The 16,890-nt window shown below is 59.8% G+C and carries 16 protein-coding genes; 6 read left to right on the forward strand and 10 right to left on the reverse strand.

The genetic code is table 11. The features are described from left to right. Window positions 1-44: 44 nt before the first annotated feature. Together GOV90_RS07255 and GOV90_RS07260 are read left to right on the forward strand one after the other, a co-directional pair. Entirely contained in the window at window positions 45-2,378 is a 2,334-nt protein-coding gene (locus tag GOV90_RS07255) for an aldehyde dehydrogenase family protein (protein WP_171093296.1), read from the forward strand. 27 nt (window positions 2,379-2,405) lie between these two features. After that, entirely contained in the window at window positions 2,406-3,215 is an 810-nt protein-coding gene (locus tag GOV90_RS07260; RefSeq protein ID WP_171093294.1) for an SDR family oxidoreductase, read from the forward strand. A 19-nt stretch (window positions 3,216-3,234) separates the two neighbouring features. On the opposite strand, the gene GOV90_RS07265 is transcribed toward GOV90_RS07260, so the two are convergent. The 7 genes from GOV90_RS07265 to GOV90_RS07295 form a co-directional block, all read right to left on the reverse strand. Next, window positions 3,235-4,545 carry a pitrilysin family protein gene (locus tag GOV90_RS07265; RefSeq protein WP_171093292.1) on the reverse strand — a complete coding sequence of 437 codons (1,311 nt, stop codon included), beginning with the start codon at window positions 4,543-4,545 and terminating at the stop codon, window positions 3,235-3,237. After that, window positions 4,542-5,882, reverse strand: coding sequence for a pitrilysin family protein (locus GOV90_RS07270; RefSeq protein ID WP_171093290.1), 1,341 nt, complete (start codon window positions 5,880-5,882; stop codon window positions 4,542-4,544). The genes GOV90_RS07265 and GOV90_RS07270 overlap by 4 nt, the downstream gene beginning before the upstream one ends. Before the next feature lie 81 nt (window positions 5,883-5,963). After that, complete coding sequence (locus GOV90_RS07275) at window positions 5,964-6,479, reverse strand: DUF3035 domain-containing protein (RefSeq protein WP_171093288.1); 516 nt, start codon at window positions 6,477-6,479, stop codon at window positions 5,964-5,966. A 50-nt stretch (window positions 6,480-6,529) separates the two neighbouring features. Then, on the reverse strand, window positions 6,530-7,006 hold the full coding sequence (gene lspA, locus GOV90_RS07280) for a signal peptidase II (RefSeq protein ID WP_171093286.1): 477 nt from the start codon (window positions 7,004-7,006) through the stop codon (window positions 6,530-6,532). Next, window positions 7,006-8,595 (reverse strand): bifunctional phosphoribosylaminoimidazolecarboxamide formyltransferase/IMP cyclohydrolase, encoded by a 1,590-nt coding sequence (purH, locus tag GOV90_RS07285; RefSeq protein ID WP_171093284.1) that lies wholly within the window; start codon window positions 8,593-8,595, stop codon window positions 7,006-7,008. The genes lspA and purH overlap by 1 nt, the downstream gene beginning before the upstream one ends. A 22-nt stretch (window positions 8,596-8,617) precedes the next feature. Then, a complete protein-coding gene (locus tag GOV90_RS07290) occupies window positions 8,618-10,357 on the reverse strand; it encodes a heparinase II/III family protein (protein ID WP_171093282.1) in 1,740 nt (579 codons plus the stop codon). 90 nt (window positions 10,358-10,447) lie between these two features. Next, entirely contained in the window at window positions 10,448-11,707 is a 1,260-nt protein-coding gene (locus GOV90_RS07295; RefSeq protein WP_171093280.1) for an RsmB/NOP family class I SAM-dependent RNA methyltransferase, read from the reverse strand. A gap of 88 nt (window positions 11,708-11,795) precedes the next feature. Between GOV90_RS07295 and GOV90_RS07300 the strand changes: the two genes are divergently transcribed. Continuing rightward, on the forward strand, window positions 11,796-11,978 hold the full coding sequence (locus tag GOV90_RS07300; protein ID WP_171093279.1) for a DUF1674 domain-containing protein: 183 nt from the start codon (window positions 11,796-11,798) through the stop codon (window positions 11,976-11,978). Between the two features lie 4 nt (window positions 11,979-11,982). Here GOV90_RS07300 and GOV90_RS07305 read toward each other — a convergent pair whose 3' ends face one another. Then, a complete protein-coding gene (locus GOV90_RS07305; protein ID WP_171093277.1) occupies window positions 11,983-12,837 on the reverse strand; it encodes a LysR family transcriptional regulator in 855 nt (284 codons plus the stop codon). A 100-nt stretch (window positions 12,838-12,937) separates the two neighbouring features. On the opposite strand from GOV90_RS07305, the gene GOV90_RS07310 reads away from it, so the two are divergent. From GOV90_RS07310 to GOV90_RS07320, 3 genes are read left to right on the forward strand one after another with little or no spacing between them, the layout of a single operon-like run. Next, window positions 12,938-14,074, forward strand: coding sequence for a TauD/TfdA family dioxygenase (locus GOV90_RS07310; protein ID WP_171093274.1), 1,137 nt, complete (start codon window positions 12,938-12,940; stop codon window positions 14,072-14,074). Next, window positions 14,071-14,661: an HD domain-containing protein gene (locus GOV90_RS07315; RefSeq protein WP_171093272.1), complete on the forward strand. Its 591-nt coding sequence runs from the start codon at window positions 14,071-14,073 to the stop codon at window positions 14,659-14,661. The genes GOV90_RS07310 and GOV90_RS07315 overlap by 4 nt, the downstream gene beginning before the upstream one ends. Then, the gene (locus GOV90_RS07320; protein ID WP_171093270.1) at window positions 14,658-15,326 is read left to right on the forward strand and encodes an ureidoglycolate lyase; all 669 of its coding nucleotides are present in this window, start codon (window positions 14,658-14,660) and stop codon (window positions 15,324-15,326) included. Before GOV90_RS07315 ends, GOV90_RS07320 begins: the two co-directional genes overlap by 4 nt. Here the strand turns inward: GOV90_RS07320 and GOV90_RS07325 are convergent. Continuing rightward, window positions 15,313-15,996: a DUF2306 domain-containing protein gene (locus tag GOV90_RS07325; RefSeq protein WP_171093268.1), complete on the reverse strand. Its 684-nt coding sequence runs from the start codon at window positions 15,994-15,996 to the stop codon at window positions 15,313-15,315. The two genes, GOV90_RS07320 and GOV90_RS07325, sit on opposite strands and share 14 nt — an antisense overlap. A gap of 39 nt (window positions 15,997-16,035) precedes the next feature. After that, window positions 16,036-16,845, reverse strand: a complete 810-nt coding sequence (dapB, locus tag GOV90_RS07330; RefSeq protein WP_171093266.1) for a 4-hydroxy-tetrahydrodipicolinate reductase — start codon at window positions 16,843-16,845, stop codon at window positions 16,036-16,038. Window positions 16,846-16,890: the final 45 nt, after the last annotated feature.

The raw sequence follows: 16,890 nt of genomic DNA on the forward strand, positions 1-16,890 counted from the left end.
TGCTGAAATGTCTGGACAGTGAGTATTTGGGAAAAGATGAAGTTATGACAGTCAAAGAAATCTTCGAGACCATGGACTATGGCCCCGCCCCAGAAAGCGCTGCCGAGGCGCTGGCCTGGCTGGTCGATCAGGGTGACAAGTTCGGACACTATATCGATGGGGCATTCACCAAACCCGGCAAAGGGTTCGAAAGCCGCAACCCGGCGACCGGAGAGGTGCTGGCTAAACTGACGCAGGCGAAACAGGCCGATGTGGACGCCGCGGTGGCCGCTGCCCGCAAAGCGCAGCCGAGATGGGAGAAGCTAGGCGGTGCGGGTCGTGCGCGGTATCTCTATGCCATTGCACGGCTATTGCAGAAACACGCGCGCCTGTTTGCGGTGCTGGAAAGCATGGACAACGGCAAACCGATACGTGAATCGCGGGACATCGACATCCCTCTGGCGCAGCGGCATTTCTACTATCACGCCGGCATGGCGCAGTTGATGGAGGCCGAGTTGCCCGATGCGCAGGCTTTGGGCGTTTGTGGTCAGATCATCCCGTGGAACTTCCCGCTGTTGATGCTGGCATGGAAGATCGCACCTGCGCTGGCGATGGGGAATACGGTGGTTCTGAAACCGGCCGAGTACACCTCGCTGACTGCGTTGTTGTTTGCCGATATCTGCTCGCAAGCCGGGCTGCCGAAGGGTGTCGTCAACATCGTGACCGGCGACGGCGCGGTGGGCGAGATGATCGTGAACGCCGACGTAGACAAGATCGCCTTCACTGGCTCGACCGTCGTTGGACGGCGCATCCGAGAGGCGACGGCAGGTTCGGGCAAGGAACTGACGTTGGAACTGGGCGGAAAGTCCGCGTACATCGTGTTCGATGACGCCGATATCGACAGTGCCATTGAAGGTCTGGTCGATGCGATCTGGTTCAATCAGGGTCAGGTTTGCTGCGCGGGGTCTCGCCTGTTGGTGCAGGAAGGCATCGCGGATCGGTTCCACGAGAAGCTGCGCGCGCGGATGGATGGTTTGCGCATCGGTGATCCGCTGGACAAATGCATCGACGTGGGTGCTGTTGTGGACCCGGTTCAGTTGCAGACCATCAAGGGCATGGTTGAAAGCAACACGGTGGGTCACGTGCATCAGGCCGCCTGTGAACTGCCCGCAAATGGCTGCTACTACCCGCCAACGCTGATCTCGGGGCTCGAGACATCCGACCCGCTGATGCAGGAGGAAATCTTCGGCCCGGTGCTGGTCTCCTCGACCTTCCGCACCCCGGCTGAAGCGGTCGAACTGGCCAACAACACCCGTTACGGGCTGGCCGCGACAGTCTGGACTGAGAATGTGAACCTTGCGCTGGACATCGCGCCCAAGCTGGTTGCAGGCGTGGTTTGGGTGAATGCGACCAACTTGTTCGACGCCGCCGCAGGCTTCGGCGGCGTGCGCGAAAGTGGCTTTGGCCGCGAAGGCGGATGGGAAGGTCTGGCGGCCTATACCAAGCCAAAGGGCAAGGCCAAACCTCTGGCGAAGATTGAGGCGACGATGGGCGAAGGCGCTCCGGTCGACCCGATTGACCGCACCGCCAAGATGTATGTCGGCGGCAAGCAGGCCCGGCCCGATGGTGGGTATTCCAAACCCGTCTGGAGCAAGTCCGGCCTGCTGGGCCATGTGGGTCTGGCCAACCGCAAAGACGTGCGCAACGCGGTCGAGGCTGCAGCGGGTGCCAAAGGCTGGTCCAAGACCACCGGCCATCTGCGGGCACAGATTCTGTATTACATCGGCGAAAACCTCTCGGCCCGTGCGAGTGAATTCGCCGCGCGCATCGACGCCATGACCGGCAAGAAGGATGGCGCGAAAGAGGTCGAAACCTCGATCCAGCGCCTGTTCACCGCGGCGGCCTGGGCCGACAAATACGACGGTCAGGTGCATGGCGTCCCGATCCGGGGTGTGGCCATTGCCATGAAGGAACCCGTGGGCGTCATCGGCGCGCTTTGTGCGGATGAGGCGCCGCTGCTGGGTCTGATCTCGGCGATGGCGCCTGCTATTGCTATGGGCAACCGGGTGGTTCTGGCGGCATCCGAGCCCTACCCGCTGGCGGCAACGGATTTCTACCAGATTCTGGAGACCTCGGACGTCCCCGCGGGCGTGGTCAACATCTTGACAGGCAGCCACGCGGAACTGGCGAAACCTCTAGCCTCGCATCTGAACGTGGACGCGGTCTGGTCCTTCTCGTCCACTGACCTTTCGAAAGAGATCGAGACAGTCTCGGCCAGGAACCTGAAACGGACCTGGGTCAATAACGCGACGGCATTTGACTGGAGCATGGACCATTCACGCCGCTTCCTGCAGGCTGCGACCGAAGTGAAAAACATCTGGGTGCCCTACGGCGAGTAGGGCCCCCGCACATCACGGGAGGCCCTTATGGATTTTTCAGGAAAAACCGTCATCGTCATTGGCGGAACCAGCGGTATCAATCGCGGTATAGCCGAGGCCTTTGCGGCCTCGGGTGCCAAACTGGCCGTCGCCAGCCGTTCACAGGAAAAGGTGGACGACACCGTGGCCGCGCTGAAAGCCGCAGGTGCACAGGACGCCATCGGGGCGGCCTTTGACGTGCGTGATCCGGATGCTGTGGCCGCTGGTCTGAAACAGTTTCACGACGCCTATGGCGATTTCGACGTGCTGGTGTCCGGCGCTGCGGGGAACTTCCCGGCGCTGGCGTCCGAGATGTCAGTCAACGCGTTCAAAACGGTGATCGACATTGACCTGATGGGCACGATCCACGTGATGAAAGGGGCCTACCCTTACCTGAAACGCCCCGGTGCCAGCATCATCAACATCTCGGCTCCGCAATCTTACCTGCCTTATGAGGGTCAAGCTCATGTCTGTGCCGCGAAGGCAGGGGTTGATCAGATCACCCGGACGCTGTCGATGGAATGGGGTGTTGAAGGGATCCGCGTGAACTCGGTCGTGCCGGGGTTCATCGAAGGCACCGAGGGCGCAAAACGTCTGGCCCCTACCCCGGATGCCGGTGAGGCGCTGCGCCGCGATGTACCGTTGGGCCGCTGGGGTCAGCCTCAGGACGTGGCCAATGCCTGCCTGTTCCTCAGCTCGGATCTGGCCAGCTATATCAGCGGCACGGTTCTGGCCGTGGATGGCGCGTTGTATCAACGCGGCTCGGGCAAGTTTGGACAGATGATGGGTGAGATGTTGCGCAGCATGAAAAAGGGGTGAGGCACGCTCACCCCTGTTTTCAGTTTGTGGTTTCAAGACCGACAGGTTTTCCGACGATGGTAAAATGCAGCCCGTCCGGGTCCAGCAATTCGGACGCAACGCGGTTCACGTCTTCCAGCGTTACGGCATTCACCTTGTCGTTGCGGGTTGCGATATAGTCGATTGGCAGGTCTTCCATCTGCATCCCGACCATGATCCCGGCAATCCGCCCGTTGCCATCAAACCGAAGCGGATATGCACCGGTCAGATAAGTCTTGGCATCGTCCAGCTCTTTCTGGGTTACGCCTTCGGTCGCGGCCCTGGCCCATTCGTCACGGATCACCTCAACCGCCTCGGCAATGCGGTCATTGGCTGACGAAACCGACCCCAGATAGACAGATGCCAGATCCTTGGGCACAAGATAGGTTCCGATCCCATATGTCAGACCACGTTTTTCACGCACCTCCTGCATCAGACGGCTTTCAAACCCGCCCCCGCCAAGAATGTGATTCAAGACAAACGCAGCGAAGAAATCCGGGTCATCCCGATCAATCCCGGCATGACCAAACAGGGCCACGGATTGCGGCGTGTCGAACTCGACGACGCTGACGCCACCCGGAATGGTCACATCGGCTTTGTCAGGGATGGGTTTCCCGGTTTCCGGTAAATCGCCGAGTAATTTGTCCAGCAACGTGCCCAGTTCTTCCGCCGTAATGTCGCCCACCGCCCCGACATACAGGCGGTCCCTGGCAAAGACGCTGTCATACGCGGCCACCACGTCATCCCGCGTCAGGGCCGAGACGCTTTCGATCGTGCCCTTCCCTTCAGACCCATAAGGATGGTCGCCATAGGCCATCTGAGCAAAGTTCAGGCCAGCAATCTCATTCGGGTCGGTCTGGTCCGAGCGCAATCCTGAAAGGATTTGCGCGCGCACGCGCTCAATCGCATCCTGATCGAAACGCGGTTCGTGCAACGTGGTGTGCAAAAGGTCGACCACTTCGTCGCGGTTTTCGGTCAGAAATCGCGCCGAAATCGAAACGGTATCATCGCCCGCATCATACGAGAAAGACGCGGCCAGAGCTTCCAGTTCGCGGGCATAGGTTTGGGCGTCCATTTCGCCCGCGCCTTCTTCGATCAGGCCGCTCATCAAATAAACAGCACCGCGCTTGTCCGGATCGTCCAGCGACGTCCCGCCACGGAACCGCAATTCCAACGCGGTGAAGGGGATCGCGTGGTCTTCGACCAGCCAGGCTTTGATCCCGCCGGGCGAAGTCACCTCTTTGATCTCGATCTCGGCCAGGGCCGGCAAAGCAACCACGCAGGCGATCAGCGTTGTAAGAAACCGTTTCATTGCGTCACCTCATCATCACGCATCAGCCAGCCCGTGACAGATGTTTCAGGTTGCAGGACTTCGCGGGCAGCGGCGATGATCTCTTCTCCGGTCACGGCCTGAAGAATGTCGGGCCAAGCCTGCACATCCTCGACCGTCAAACCGCTGGTCAGCGCGCGGCCATACCGGTTGCCGATCCCATCAACATTGTCGCGGGCATAAATCTGGGACGCGCGCAGTTGCATCTTGATGCGGTTCAGATCGTCTTCTTTCACACCTTCAGCGATGAAATCAGCGACCGCCTGATCCATGGCATCTTCGGCCTCTTGCAGCGACACACCTTGCGCCGGAACAACCAGCAAATCAAAGGTCGTGTCATCCAGCGAGACACCGCGGTAGAATGCGCCTGCATAGACGGCCTTTTGCTGATCGAACTGGAGTTTTTCGTTCAGGTAAGACGTGGTGCTGCCACCCAGAAGTTCGGCCAACAGGAACAAGGCCGCCGCCTTCTCCTGTTCACCCGGATCGCGTTCGGGGGCCAGATAACTGCGCTGCACATAGGGCTGCGCTACACGCGGATCTTTGTAAGTCAGCCGCCGTTCGGCCGTTTGAGGCGGTTCTTGCGCCCGCATCCGCTCGGGCAAGTCCGGGTTGGCCGGGATCACACCGTAATACTGTTCAGCAAGTGCGCGGACCTCATCAGGTACGACATCGCCTGTGACCACCAGGATGGCGTTGTTGGGCGCATAATGAGTCTGGTAGAATGACAATGCATCCTCCATGTCCAGCTCTTCCATCTCGTGCTTCCAGCCAATGATCGGCACGCCGTAGCTGTGGTTGAGATATTGCGCGGCGTTCATCTGTTCCCCAAACAACGAGCGTGGGTTGTTCTCGGTCCTTTGGTTACGCTCTTCAAGGATCACATCACGCTCGGTCAGGATGTCCTCTTCGCTCAGGCGAAGGTTCCGCATCCGATCGGATTCCATTTGCATCATCAGCTCAAGCCGATCAGCCGCGACGCGCTGGAAATACGCGGTGTAGTCGTATGAGGTGAACGCATTGTCATTGCCACCATTGGCCGCAACTGTGGCCGAAAACTCACCCGGAGCAAGCGTATCGGTGCCCTTGAACAGCAGGTGTTCCAGAAAATGCGCAATCCCGGATGTCCCCACCGGTTCATCCGCAGATCCGGCGCGATACCAGACCATGTGTTGCACAACTGGTGCACGGTGGTCTTCGACCACGACGACATCCATGCCGTTGTCCAAAGTGAATGTGGTAACCGCTTCTTTTCCGTCCTCGGCCAAGACCGGGGTGGCAGCGATAAGGGCAGCCGACAGGGCTAGGGCCCGAACCATGGGGCATCCTCCGTTTCGTTTCTGGTATTCAAACTACGGTGGTGCGGCCCGGGTTCAAGCCCGATGACGGAAAGTTAAGAATTATTCATTCGGAGGAGAGGACGGCGTTTCAATACCGGCACTACGGGCTGCATCGGTTTCCGCATAAGGATTGATCGATTGCCGTTCATAGACCTGACCATAGCGATCCACCGGGAACAGGCGCAATCCGGTCCAACGACCACGGCGCTTGCGGAACGCAGCATCTTCGGCTTCGACAACCTGGCGGGCATCAGGTGCGACGCCATACCGGCTGGAGGCTGTGACCAGTGCTGCGTCGGACGACGGTACCGCCGCATTCGGGTTCAACGCGGCCGGGTTTCCACCCAGTGCGGCAACGGCCTCGGCATTGGGGTTCGGATCTGTCAGGTTGCCACCGCCCGGTGTGGGTGCAGGCAAAAACGCATAATCCTGAGGCTGCGTCAGCGGTTTGACCGGCAAGACCGAAAACTCATCCGGACCCTGCCCCGGAGGCGCCAGATCCCGCAGACCGGGATTCGAACATGCCGCAACCGCTGCGACAACAGTCAGAACAAATATGGCGCGCGGCATCCGCATTGGTGTCTCCAGCCTGTTTCTGGCGCTTTTATCTCATATATTTCCGCGCGTCACGAGGGCTTTTTGCTGTCGAACAGAACCAACCCCAAAGCGCCTGCAAATATGAACACATCTGCAAGGTTGAACACAAACGGGTTGTTGATGCCGCAACATGACATGTTCAGGAAATCCAGCACATAGCCGTATAACAGCCGATCCACCACGTTTCCAAGCGCACCGCCTATCAACAGACCTGCGCAAAAGAGCATGAGTTTTGATGCGGCTGTACGGCTGAGCCAGATAAGAACGCCAACACAGATCGCAATCGAAATACCGATCAGCACCCAACGCGCGGCGTCGGAATTCCCCTGAAACAGACCGAAATTGATACCGCGATTCTCACCGTATTTGAAAACCAGCAGCGGGGGCAGAACGTCGATGCCACCGGGTTGTTCGGCCACGCGCATGACATGCACGACCAGATACTTGCTGATCTGGTCGATCGCAAAGGCGGCAATCGCCGCCCAGAGAAGCAGGCCAGACCGCATCAGTGACGGAAATGCCGCATACCGGTGAAGACCATAGCCAGACCGGCCTCATCCGCAGCAGCAATCACCTCGTCGTCGCGCATGGAGCCACCGGGTTGGATGACGCAGGTTGCACCGGCCTCGGCGGCTTCCATCAGACCGTCAGGGAAAGGAAAGAAAGCGTCAGAGGCGACAGCAGATCCGATGGTCAGCGGCTGAGGCAGGCCCAGCACATCCGCCATCCGTTCGGCTTTCTTGGCGGCGATCAGGGCCGAATCCACCCGGCTCATCTGTCCCGCACCCACGCCCACGGTTGCACCGTCTTTGACGTAGACAATGGCGTTGGACTTGACGTGTTTGGCCACTTTCCAGGCAAAAAGCAGATCGCGCATCTGTTCGTCCGTCGGGGCCTTTTTGGTGACGACCTTCAGATCATCCATGCCGACAAACCCGTTATCCTTGTCCTGAACCAGCAAGCCACCAGCTACCTGACGAACGGTTTTACCACCGGCGGTCACGTCCGGCAGACCCTCGGTCGTCAGCAGACGGAGGTTCTTTTTGGCCGCAAAGATTGCCTTGGCTTCGTCAGATGCTCCGGGGGCAATCACGACCTCGGTGAAAATCCCGGTGATCTCTTGCGCGGTTTCCGCATCCAGCGGCTGGTTCAAGGCCACGATCCCACCAAAGGCCGAAGTGCGGTCGCAGTCGAACGCGGCCTTGTATGCCTCAAGCAACGTCGCGCCTGTGGCCACCCCACAAGGGTTGGCATGTTTGATAATAGCACAAGCTGCGCCCTGAGCAGGGTCGAATTCAGCAACCAGCTCAAACGCCGCATCGGTGTCATTGATGTTGTTGTAGCTGAGTTCCTTGCCCTGATGCTGCACGGCAGTGGCCACACCGGGGCGGTTGGTCCCGTCCGTATAGAAGGCAGCCTGTTGATGGCTGTTCTCGCCATAGCGCAGGGTCTGCTTCAATTCGCCTGCAAAGGCACGGCGTTTAGGTGCTTCAAGTTCCAGCGCGTCAGCCAACCAGTTGGACACGGCGGTGTCGTAAGCAGCTGTACGGGCATAGGCTTTCTGTGCCAGCTTACGCCGGAATTTCGGGCAGGTTGCACCGTTGTGCTGATCCAAGTCGCCCAGCAATTTTTCGTAATCCTCAACATCCACAACCACGTTCACAAAGGCATGGTTCTTGGCCGCCGCGCGGATCATTGCAGGGCCACCAATGTCGATGTTCTCGACACATTCATCGTAATCGGCGCCTTTGGCGACGGTGGCCTCAAACGGATAAAGGTTCACAACCAGCAGATCGATCGCGCCAATCCCGTGCTCGGTCATCGCAGCGACATGAGTGTCGTTGTCGCGCAACGCCAGCAGCCCACCATGCACCATCGGGTGCAGAGTCTTGACCCGACCATCCATCATCTCAGGGAAGCCGGTGACTTCGCTTACGTCCTTCACCGCAAGCCCGGCCTCGCGCAGCGCCTTGGCCGTGCCACCGGTCGACAGCAGTTCGACCCCGCGCTCGGCCAGCGCCTTGCCCAGCTCGATCAGCCCGGTTTTGTCGGATACGGAAAGCAGCGCGCGGCGCACGGGGTGAAGATCGGTCATGGGTCCAAAGGTCCTTTTGGCGTCAGTCGAATTCTGGCTCGTCCCGGTGCGTATCGCGGACGGCATAGGCTGTGTCCTGCGCCTTGCTTAGCGTCCACCGGATGCGCGTCGCATACTCCATTGCGCGCCCGGATAGAACGATCTGTTTTGTCGCGCGTGGCTTTAATCGCCCTTTTTCAAGGTAAACGCTTGGCTCGACGGACAATTTTCCAATGCCATCATGGCGGAAAACCCAGATCTCACCGCTTTTGAGCGCCATGGACACCGCCGCCCCGCCCAAATCCAGCGCCGCATCCACGTCAGGATGCAGATGAAAACGGATATCGTACCCGATCCCCTTGAGCGCTGAGGCGTCCATCGCCTTGTCGAATTGGCGCTTCGCCTTGTCGGTTGCTGTCAGCAGAATATCCTCGACCGCAAGCTCGCGGCCATCGAAGCGCAACTCAAAAGTCCGGGCATGGGTCAGGCCGAACACTTTGGCATATCCATCATGACCGGCCATGAAGCGGATGCCTTCAAACGCGTCCTCGAAATCAACTGGCACGTCCTGTGGCGCATCCACCAACGCCTGACTTTCGCGGCCCGGCAATGGATTGGCCAACCGCGCGCTGGAAAACCCATCCAGGCACAATGTCGAATGCGAGGGCGTTGCCCGCCCAGCGCGTCGCCATTCCAACCCGAAGCTGGCCCCCGACCCGCAATTCACGATCAACGGACGCCGCCCCGAGGTCAACTCGAACGCCAGCGTAGAGGCATGTGCATTGAACGAGGCCGCACCAGTGGGCGGTGCGCTGGAATCCACGATTACCGTGGTACGCGCGGCAGACAGGCGCGCATAGCCCATCGGCAATTCGGTCGCCGCCTTATGTTTGACGCCGCTTTGAGCAAGGGCCTGCTCAAGCCGCCCTTCAATTCCGCGACCACCACCATGGAACCGCGCCAGCGCCCCATCCGCATGGCGCAGGCTACGCAGGGTCGGCGCGATCCGCTTGATTGCATTGACTTGCGCAACAGGCGCTCCGCGCCCCAGATCATTCAGTGCCGCCGTGGTCCAACTGAGCAACGTGAAAACTTCCAGCAACTCCTCTGGGTTGCGCGTCGGAATACCACCCTGCGCGTCCACCTGCCGATCACATTCGCTGGCAAGCGCCCGCAACGCCGGATCGGCCATATGCTCCAGCCCTTCCAACGCCAGCCCGGCCTGAACCAGACCCGCCAAAGCTTCAAATCGGGGGAGGCCGGGGGTCGCCGCCTGCCAGCGTTTGGACAGAAACCATGTCTGTTGCGCCAGCGAGCGGAAGAACAGCTTGCTTTGCCTTTCATCTGCACCGTGCAGCAGGAAAATCGCGTGGTTGATCCAGCGCATGACGCGCCGACCGGTCAGATCAGGCACCCAGCCGGGACCTTGGCCACGACCATGCGCTTCGATCCAGCCAAAAACCCAGCGCTGCGCCTTTTCACGTGCGCGCATGTCTCCAACCGCAGCCAGATCGTCCAACCAGGCAAAACCATGGCGTTCGTCGTCAAAGCCCGCGCTGGGGGCCGCGACGTCCCACAACCCGGTGTCTTCCGCCTCGACCAGATACCCGGCGAACAAAAGGTTTCCGGCAACCAGTTGCCGACCACGCGCAAACGAGCCCACAGTGCGCGGATCCGGTTGCGCGACAAACCCCGTGACCGCCTTTTGCCGCTGGCTCAGGCGCGCGTAGAAACGGTTCTGAAACCGCATCCACCGACTGGTCATGGTGTCCGAGTTCGACATGACGTGTGTTACTCTGCCCCTTGCGCTCTGCTGGCGCTTGAGACCCAACGATAGACCGCGCCGATCGTCAAGTCATCGAAAAGCGTGCGCTTAGGCGGATTTGGTCAGACAGGCGATGTAGAACCCGTCCATGCCACCGCGATCCGGCCAATAATCAGGCCGCAGACGCAGGCCGCCTTCTTCTGTTATCCAATCCGTATCAACACCTGATATGTTCACTGCGTCGCGATCCACGCTCATGTCGGAATACATCTCCAGCGCCTCTTCGATCTGTACTTCACCTTCGTCCGGCAGCAATGAACAGGTGCAATAAACCAAGCGCCCGCCGGGCTTCAACAAACCCCATGCATGGGCCAGCATCTGCGTCTGAAGCTCGATCAAGCCGCCAAATTCAGACCCATCCTTGGCGAAAGGCAAATCCGGGTGCCGCCTTATTGTACCTGTTGCCGAACACGGTGCGTCCAGCAGAATCGCGTCATACTGACCTTCATGTTCCAGCGCATCGCCGACAATGACCTGCGCTGTCAGACCCGTCCGTGCAAGGTTTTCGCGTACCCGCTCCATCCGAGCTTCTGAAACATCCAGCGCGGTGACATCCGCCCCCGCCGCAGCCAGTTGCATCGTTTTGCCACCGGGCGCAGCGCAAAGATCCAGCACGTTCTCACCGGCCTTCGGAGCCAGGACGCGAACAGGCAAAGCAGCCGCCGCATCCTGCACCCACCAGTCCCCGGCTTTGTATCCCGGCAGGGCCGAAACCTGACCGGCATCCTGCAGACGAATTGAGCCTGTCGGCAGCACATCGCCCGAGGGACCTGTCCCCCCCGGCTTCAAAGTCAGATCAAGCGGTGCGCCTGTGAAATGCGCCTGCTCCATTCCAGCCACGGCACCCGCGCCCCACGCCATGATCAAGGGATCACGAAGCCATTCCGGCAAACGCGGGACACGCATTTTGGGCCAGGCTTCAGGGCCTTCGGCGGCCACCTTGCGCAGAACCGCATTCACCAGGCCCTTCAGACGCCCATGCTTGCGCGAACGGCTAATGATCTCGACCATGGAATTCACCACACCATGCGCCGCTTCGCCGTTACACAGCTCGACTGCGCCCAGCCTGAGCGCGTTATGGACTGTCAGAGCAGGCGTGCGGTTCAAGTGATTGTCCAGCAACCTGTCGGCGCGTTCCAGCCCGCGCAAGGTCTCCAACGCCAACCTTTGAGCACGCGCGCGATCTTCAGGTCCCAGCCGGTCCAATGCACCTGCTGCAAGACATTCGGACAACAGGCGGCCCTCACCCAGAACCTGATCGAGAAGATAGATTGCGCTGCGCCGTGCTGCTGTTGCGCTGTTTGCCATGGTACCGCCTTACTGTGACTTGCGCCCGCATTGCCAATGGCGGACGCGGGCGTATATCAAGACACAGCACGGAAAGGAACCCGATGTCATGAGTGACGACCGCAAAGATCTACCCCCAGCCGCCCAACGCGCACTGGCCGAAGCGGAAGAACGCCGGCGCAAAGCCGAGGCTGAGGCCAAGGCGTTGCCCAAGGAACTGGGCGGGCGCGACGGACCAGACCCCGCGCGTTACGGCGATTGGGAAAAGAAGGGCATCGCCATCGATTTCTAAGCGCTCAGCCGCGCAGCGCCTGTAAAAAGTCTTCGATCAATGCGCGTTGTTTTTTGGACTTCGCCCGATCTTCGGGCCAGGTTAGCCAGTACCCGTCTTTGGTTTGCAATTCCGGCAGGCCCATTCTGCGCAACCGGCCCTCTTGAAGGTCGGCAAAAGCCAGAGGAACCGACCCCAGCGCCACTCCCAGCCCGCGCCGCGCCGCCGAGATCGCGTGTTCCATCGAATCAAAACTGATTTGGGACGGCGGAGCATCCTCCTGATTGCATTTCTGGGCCCATTCCCGCCATCCGGGGCGTTCTCCGCGTAAATCGATCAAGGGCGCACCCCACTCGATTCCCGGTGCCGCCATAGGCACAAGAACCTCATGCGCGATCAGGGCCGCATCGCGCCCGGCCCACATGCCACGGCCATATCGGATTTGCAGCCAGGTCCGCTCTTCATCCAAGGTCGACCGGCGTGCCCCTGAATCGGTCAGTACCCGCACCTCGGGTCGCAGTTTTTGAAACGCTGGCAAGGCCGGCAGGACAAGCGCGTGAATGTTGGACGACAATCCGGCGACGCGCAGCTCTCGTGGGGACTTTCCGAACAGATCCTCGGTATTGCGCTCTAACGCCTGCAAGCTGTCTTGCACCAAAGGCAAATAGCTCTCGCCTTCCACCGTCAGCGACACGCCCCGCGCTTCGCGCACGAACAAAGACCGACCCAGCCACGCCTCGAGATTGCCGATCCTTTGGCTTACAGCGGCCTGAGTCAAACCAAACTCTTTGGCCGCAGCCGAGAATCCACCCAAACGCCCCGCAGCTTCGAACACGCGCAACCAGTCCAGCGGCGGCAGTCCGATCTTTTTCTTAGCCATAAGTTTTTCCAAGCCTCAGCCGAAATAAGGATTAATTGTCGTAATGCCATGAACGGCGTATCTGCTCAACCAAAGCTCGCGCCGAACAGGAGACCCCCCAATGCTGCGCACCGCCACTTATGACGCTTCGGTCGTGACCGTCGCATTCGACACCGGAGCCGAAGCCCGCTTTCACGCGATCTGGTTGCGCGACAACGCGCTTGATCCTGAGACCCGCTCACCCGGAAACGGTCAGCGCCTGATCACGATCGGCGACATTCCGTCCGACGTCTCAATCAGCGCGGCCGAGGTTGTTTCTGGCGATCTGAAGATCACGTTCCAGCCCGAGGAAAAGACCGTGGTCTTCCCCGCCGAATGGTTGGCAGACCACATCTATGACCGCGATCAGGAAAACGCGTTTGGTCGCATCGCCCCGGGCATCACCACGTGGGAAAGCGGCATCAATGCACCCAGCGGCGACTGGAATGAAGTTCACGTCAGCCCGACCGCCAAGCGTGATTGGCTGGCAGCCGTCGCGGAATTCGGGTTTGCCAAGTTAACGGGTGGCCCGACCGAACCTGAATCGCTGCTGAAAGTGGCTGATTTGTTCGGCTATGTACGCGAGACGAACTATGGACCCTATTTCGAAGTGCGGACTGAGGTGAACCCGACCAACCTTGCCTATACCGGGCTTGGCTTGCAGGCGCATACCGACAACCCGTATCGCGATCCGGTGCCAACGCTGCAAATCCTGTATTGCCTTGAGAATTCTGCCGAAGGCGGAGACTCGATCGTGGTCGATGGTTTCCGCGCGGCCGAAAAGCTGCGTGCGCAGAATCCCGAAGGCTTTGCCCTGTTGGCCGACTACCCGGCGCGGTTCGAATACAAGGGTTCAGACGGGGTTTGGCTGCAGTCGCGCCGTCCGATGATCGAACTGTCTCCGGACGGAGAGTTGATCGGCGTCCGGTTCAACAACCGCTCAACTGCGCCGTTCGTCGATATCCCGTTCGACCAGATGGAGGCCTATTACGCCGCCTATCGCCAGTTGGGCGAGATAATCGATGACCCGGCCATGGGCGTGTCGTTCAAGCTGGAACCGGGCGAAAGCTTTATCGTCGACAACACCCGCGTGCTCCACGCGCGGCTGGGCTATTCCGGCGCGGGCTCACGCTGGTTGCAGGGATGCTATGCTGACAAGGACGGCTTGCTGTCCACACTCGCCGCGATGGAAATAACGCACCCGGAGGCCGCTGAATGAAACCCGATTTCTCGACGTTGAACCGTGACAATATCGTAGCCTTCATCGGTGATATTTTCGAGCGCCGCGGCGATGAGGAATATCTGGGCGAACCCGTCACCATGGCCCAACACATGCTGCAAGGGGCCACCATCGCCGAGCAGAACGGCCAGCCTGAAGAAATCATCGTCGGCGCGTTGTTGCACGACATTGGCCATTTCACCTCCGAGTTCGGAACCTACCATCCCGACGATACCGAAGACCGCCATCACGAGGATGCAGGGGCCGAGGTGCTGGAGCAGTTCTTCCCCTCGGTCATCACCGATTGCTGCCGCTATCACGTGGCGGCCAAGCGGTATCTCTGCGCCACCAAGCCCGAGTATTTCCAGCGCTTGTCTGCCGCCTCGGTTCATACGCTGGAACTGCAGGGCGGCCCGATGAGCGAAGAAGAGGTTACCGCATTCGAATCCAACCCAAACCTGAAAGAGATCATTCAGGTGCGCTATCTGGATGAGGCCGGTAAACGCGCGGATATGGAGACTCCCGATTTCGCCCATTTTGCACCCATTGTGCAGCGCATGGTCGACAAACATCTGGGCACGTCATGACTGCACCTGAATACATCTTCGAGGCCAGTTCCAAGCCCTCGCTACCCTGGCACAAAGTTCCTCTGATCCGCGCAACGGAAGAGACGGTCAAAGGCTATGGCTGTCTGGTCGATGACCCCGAGACCTTTGAAATCGAGATCGTCCGCTGGCCGCAACAAGGTTGGCGCCCCATAGACGAAGGCACCGGCGACGAAGGCGGCTGGGTCGAAGGCACGTTCAAATGTGACTGGCGAGGCGACGTGCTGTATGGCGAGAACGAAGCCGTCAAAGGGCATTACGTTCTTGGCTGGTCCACGGATCCGCAAACCGCGCAGACGGATCGGCAAACCGCGCCCCGTGATCAGGTATTGCTCTGGCACATGAACTATCACCCCGATGGCGGACAGATGTTTTGGCCTCTGGACAACAAGCCTTTCATTGTCCCCGCCGCTCTGCCCGGTGACAACCTGACGCCCGACAAGGTGGTGGCGTTCTGGTGCGACGGCTCGCGTGGCCTCTATATCCATCCGGGCATCTGGCACGAGGGGATATTCCCGGTCGAAGATGACCAAAGATTCCTAGACCGACAGGGTGCGGTTCACGCACGAGTCAGCGCTGATATCGGGAAAGAGTTCGGTGTGTACCTGGCCTGCCCATTGCGCGAAGACAGGATCAAGGACCTGTAACCAAAGCCCCTTGATGCTCTGACCGTTTGCGCATGATCCAGATCTGCGCGGCCAGCAAATAGGGCACAAAGAACGCAAAGTTCTGAACCAGATCGAAAGGGCCCGAGAAGTCGGGCTCTGACCCCAATCCGCCGGTCAGCAGATACCACAGCGTGTAATGCACCCGGTAAAGCCATGATCCCAGCGCCAGCCAGAACAGCCGCAGCCCCCAGGCCCAGTGCCCCGCGCGATCATTGCTGAGCGCCATGCGCGCCAACATCAGCGCCGAGGCAAACAGGCACAGGCCATACAGGAAAAAGCCGGCAGTCATGACTGGACCACCGATTGTTCCACGCAGGGGAATATAGGTCATCCCGGCCAGCCCGGTGATCAGAGCCAGCGCAATCAGCACAACACCCAAGGCGCGGTGAAACCAGTTGAAGCGTTGCCGAAGGGCGCGGACCAGTTGCAGCGGCACCAGTGTTACCAACACCGTTCCGGCAAAGATATGTAGAATCATCGCCGCGTTGCCGACGCTCTGACCGTCTGCAAACAAATAGCTTTGCGCAGGCGCATCATGCGACAGCCCAATGCTGATCATACCAAAGCCATGCAGCACAAACGGCAGCAGCGTCAGATAGAACACTGCCAACAACAATCCGATTGCCACACGCGATTTCAGGATCCGCATGATCTGACCTTAGCGCCTTAAGGCGATCCGTCTAAGGGCCTACAAACCCAGCACATCCACCATGTCATACTGACCCGGCGCTTTGCCCTGCCCCCACAGCGCCGCCTTCAGCGCGCCGCGGGCAAAGATCGCGCGGTCCGAGGCCAAATGGCGCAGGACGATGCGTTCTCCAGGGGCAGCGAACAGCACATCATGTTCACCAACGATATCGCCGCCGCGAATGGCGTGGAAGCCGATATCACCCCGCTTGCGCGCACCGGTGATGCCATCACGGCCTCGATCAGACACATCCGCCAGATTGACGCCGCGCCCTTCCGCGGCCGCCTCACCCAGCATCAACGCTGTGCCCGAGGGCGCGTCGACCTTGTGGTGGTGGTGGCCTTCGATGATCTCGATATCGAAATCTTCATCCAATGCGGCAGCGACTTTCTTTGTCAGTTGCACCAGCAGGTTTACACCAAGGCTCATATTGCCCGCCCGCACGATCACGGCGTGGCGTGATGCCGGTTCAAGTGCCGCGATTTGTTCGTCGGACATGCCCGTGGTGCCGATGACATGAACACAGCGCGCCTGCGCAGCCAGAGCGGCAAATTCCAAAGTCGCTTCGGGCGCGGTGAAATCGATCACCGCCTGCGCTTGCGCAAACGCCTCTAGCGGGTCATCGGTGACGGTGACGCCCAGCGCCTGACCACCCATGGCCGTGCCCACATCCTGACCGATCCAGTCATGGCCCTTACGTTCCACCACACCAACCAAACGCGCCTGTTCGCTGTCAGTGACAGTCTTGATCAGCATCTGCCCCATACGGCCCGAAGCTCCTGTGATAACGATCCCCGGAATATGGGTCATTGCGCTGGTCCTTTTCGCTAAGTCGGCTCAAAGCCTCCTACCCCG

This window comes from Ruegeria sp. HKCCA5929 (assembly GCF_013034525.1).
Classification (GTDB): domain Bacteria; phylum Pseudomonadota; class Alphaproteobacteria; order Rhodobacterales; family Rhodobacteraceae; genus Ruegeria.

Bases quoted from the DNA above. Each gene is read 5' to 3' on its own strand.
- GOV90_RS07295 (WP_171093280.1), bottom strand. From the start codon at position 11,707: ATGGCAAACAGCGCAACAGCAGCACGGCGCAGCGCAATCTATCTTCTC.
- GOV90_RS07300 (WP_171093279.1), top strand. From the start codon at position 11,796: ATGAGTGACGACCGCAAAGATCTACCCCCAGCCGCCCAACGCGCACTG.
- GOV90_RS07270 (WP_171093290.1), bottom strand. From the start codon at position 5,882: ATGGTTCGGGCCCTAGCCCTGTCGGCTGCCCTTATCGCTGCCACCCCG.
- GOV90_RS07320 (WP_171093270.1), top strand. From the start codon at position 14,658: ATGACTGCACCTGAATACATCTTCGAGGCCAGTTCCAAGCCCTCGCTA.
- GOV90_RS07305 (WP_171093277.1), bottom strand. From the start codon at position 12,837: ATGGCTAAGAAAAAGATCGGACTGCCGCCGCTGGACTGGTTGCGCGTG.
- GOV90_RS07260 (WP_171093294.1), top strand. From the start codon at position 2,406: ATGGATTTTTCAGGAAAAACCGTCATCGTCATTGGCGGAACCAGCGGT.
- dapB (WP_171093266.1), bottom strand. From the start codon at position 16,845: ATGACCCATATTCCGGGGATCGTTATCACAGGAGCTTCGGGCCGTATG.
- purH (WP_171093284.1), bottom strand. From the start codon at position 8,595: ATGACCGATCTTCACCCCGTGCGCCGCGCGCTGCTTTCCGTATCCGAC.
- GOV90_RS07325 (WP_171093268.1), bottom strand. From the start codon at position 15,996: ATGCGGATCCTGAAATCGCGTGTGGCAATCGGATTGTTGTTGGCAGTG.
- lspA (WP_171093286.1), bottom strand. From the start codon at position 7,006: ATGCGGTCTGGCCTGCTTCTCTGGGCGGCGATTGCCGCCTTTGCGATC.
- GOV90_RS07315 (WP_171093272.1), top strand. From the start codon at position 14,071: ATGAAACCCGATTTCTCGACGTTGAACCGTGACAATATCGTAGCCTTC.
- GOV90_RS07290 (WP_171093282.1), bottom strand. From the start codon at position 10,357: ATGTCGAACTCGGACACCATGACCAGTCGGTGGATGCGGTTTCAGAAC.
- GOV90_RS07310 (WP_171093274.1), top strand. From the start codon at position 12,938: ATGCTGCGCACCGCCACTTATGACGCTTCGGTCGTGACCGTCGCATTC.
- GOV90_RS07275 (WP_171093288.1), bottom strand. From the start codon at position 6,479: ATGCGGATGCCGCGCGCCATATTTGTTCTGACTGTTGTCGCAGCGGTT.
- GOV90_RS07265 (WP_171093292.1), bottom strand. From the start codon at position 4,545: ATGAAACGGTTTCTTACAACGCTGATCGCCTGCGTGGTTGCTTTGCCG.
- GOV90_RS07255 (WP_171093296.1), top strand. From the start codon at position 45: ATGACAGTCAAAGAAATCTTCGAGACCATGGACTATGGCCCCGCCCCA.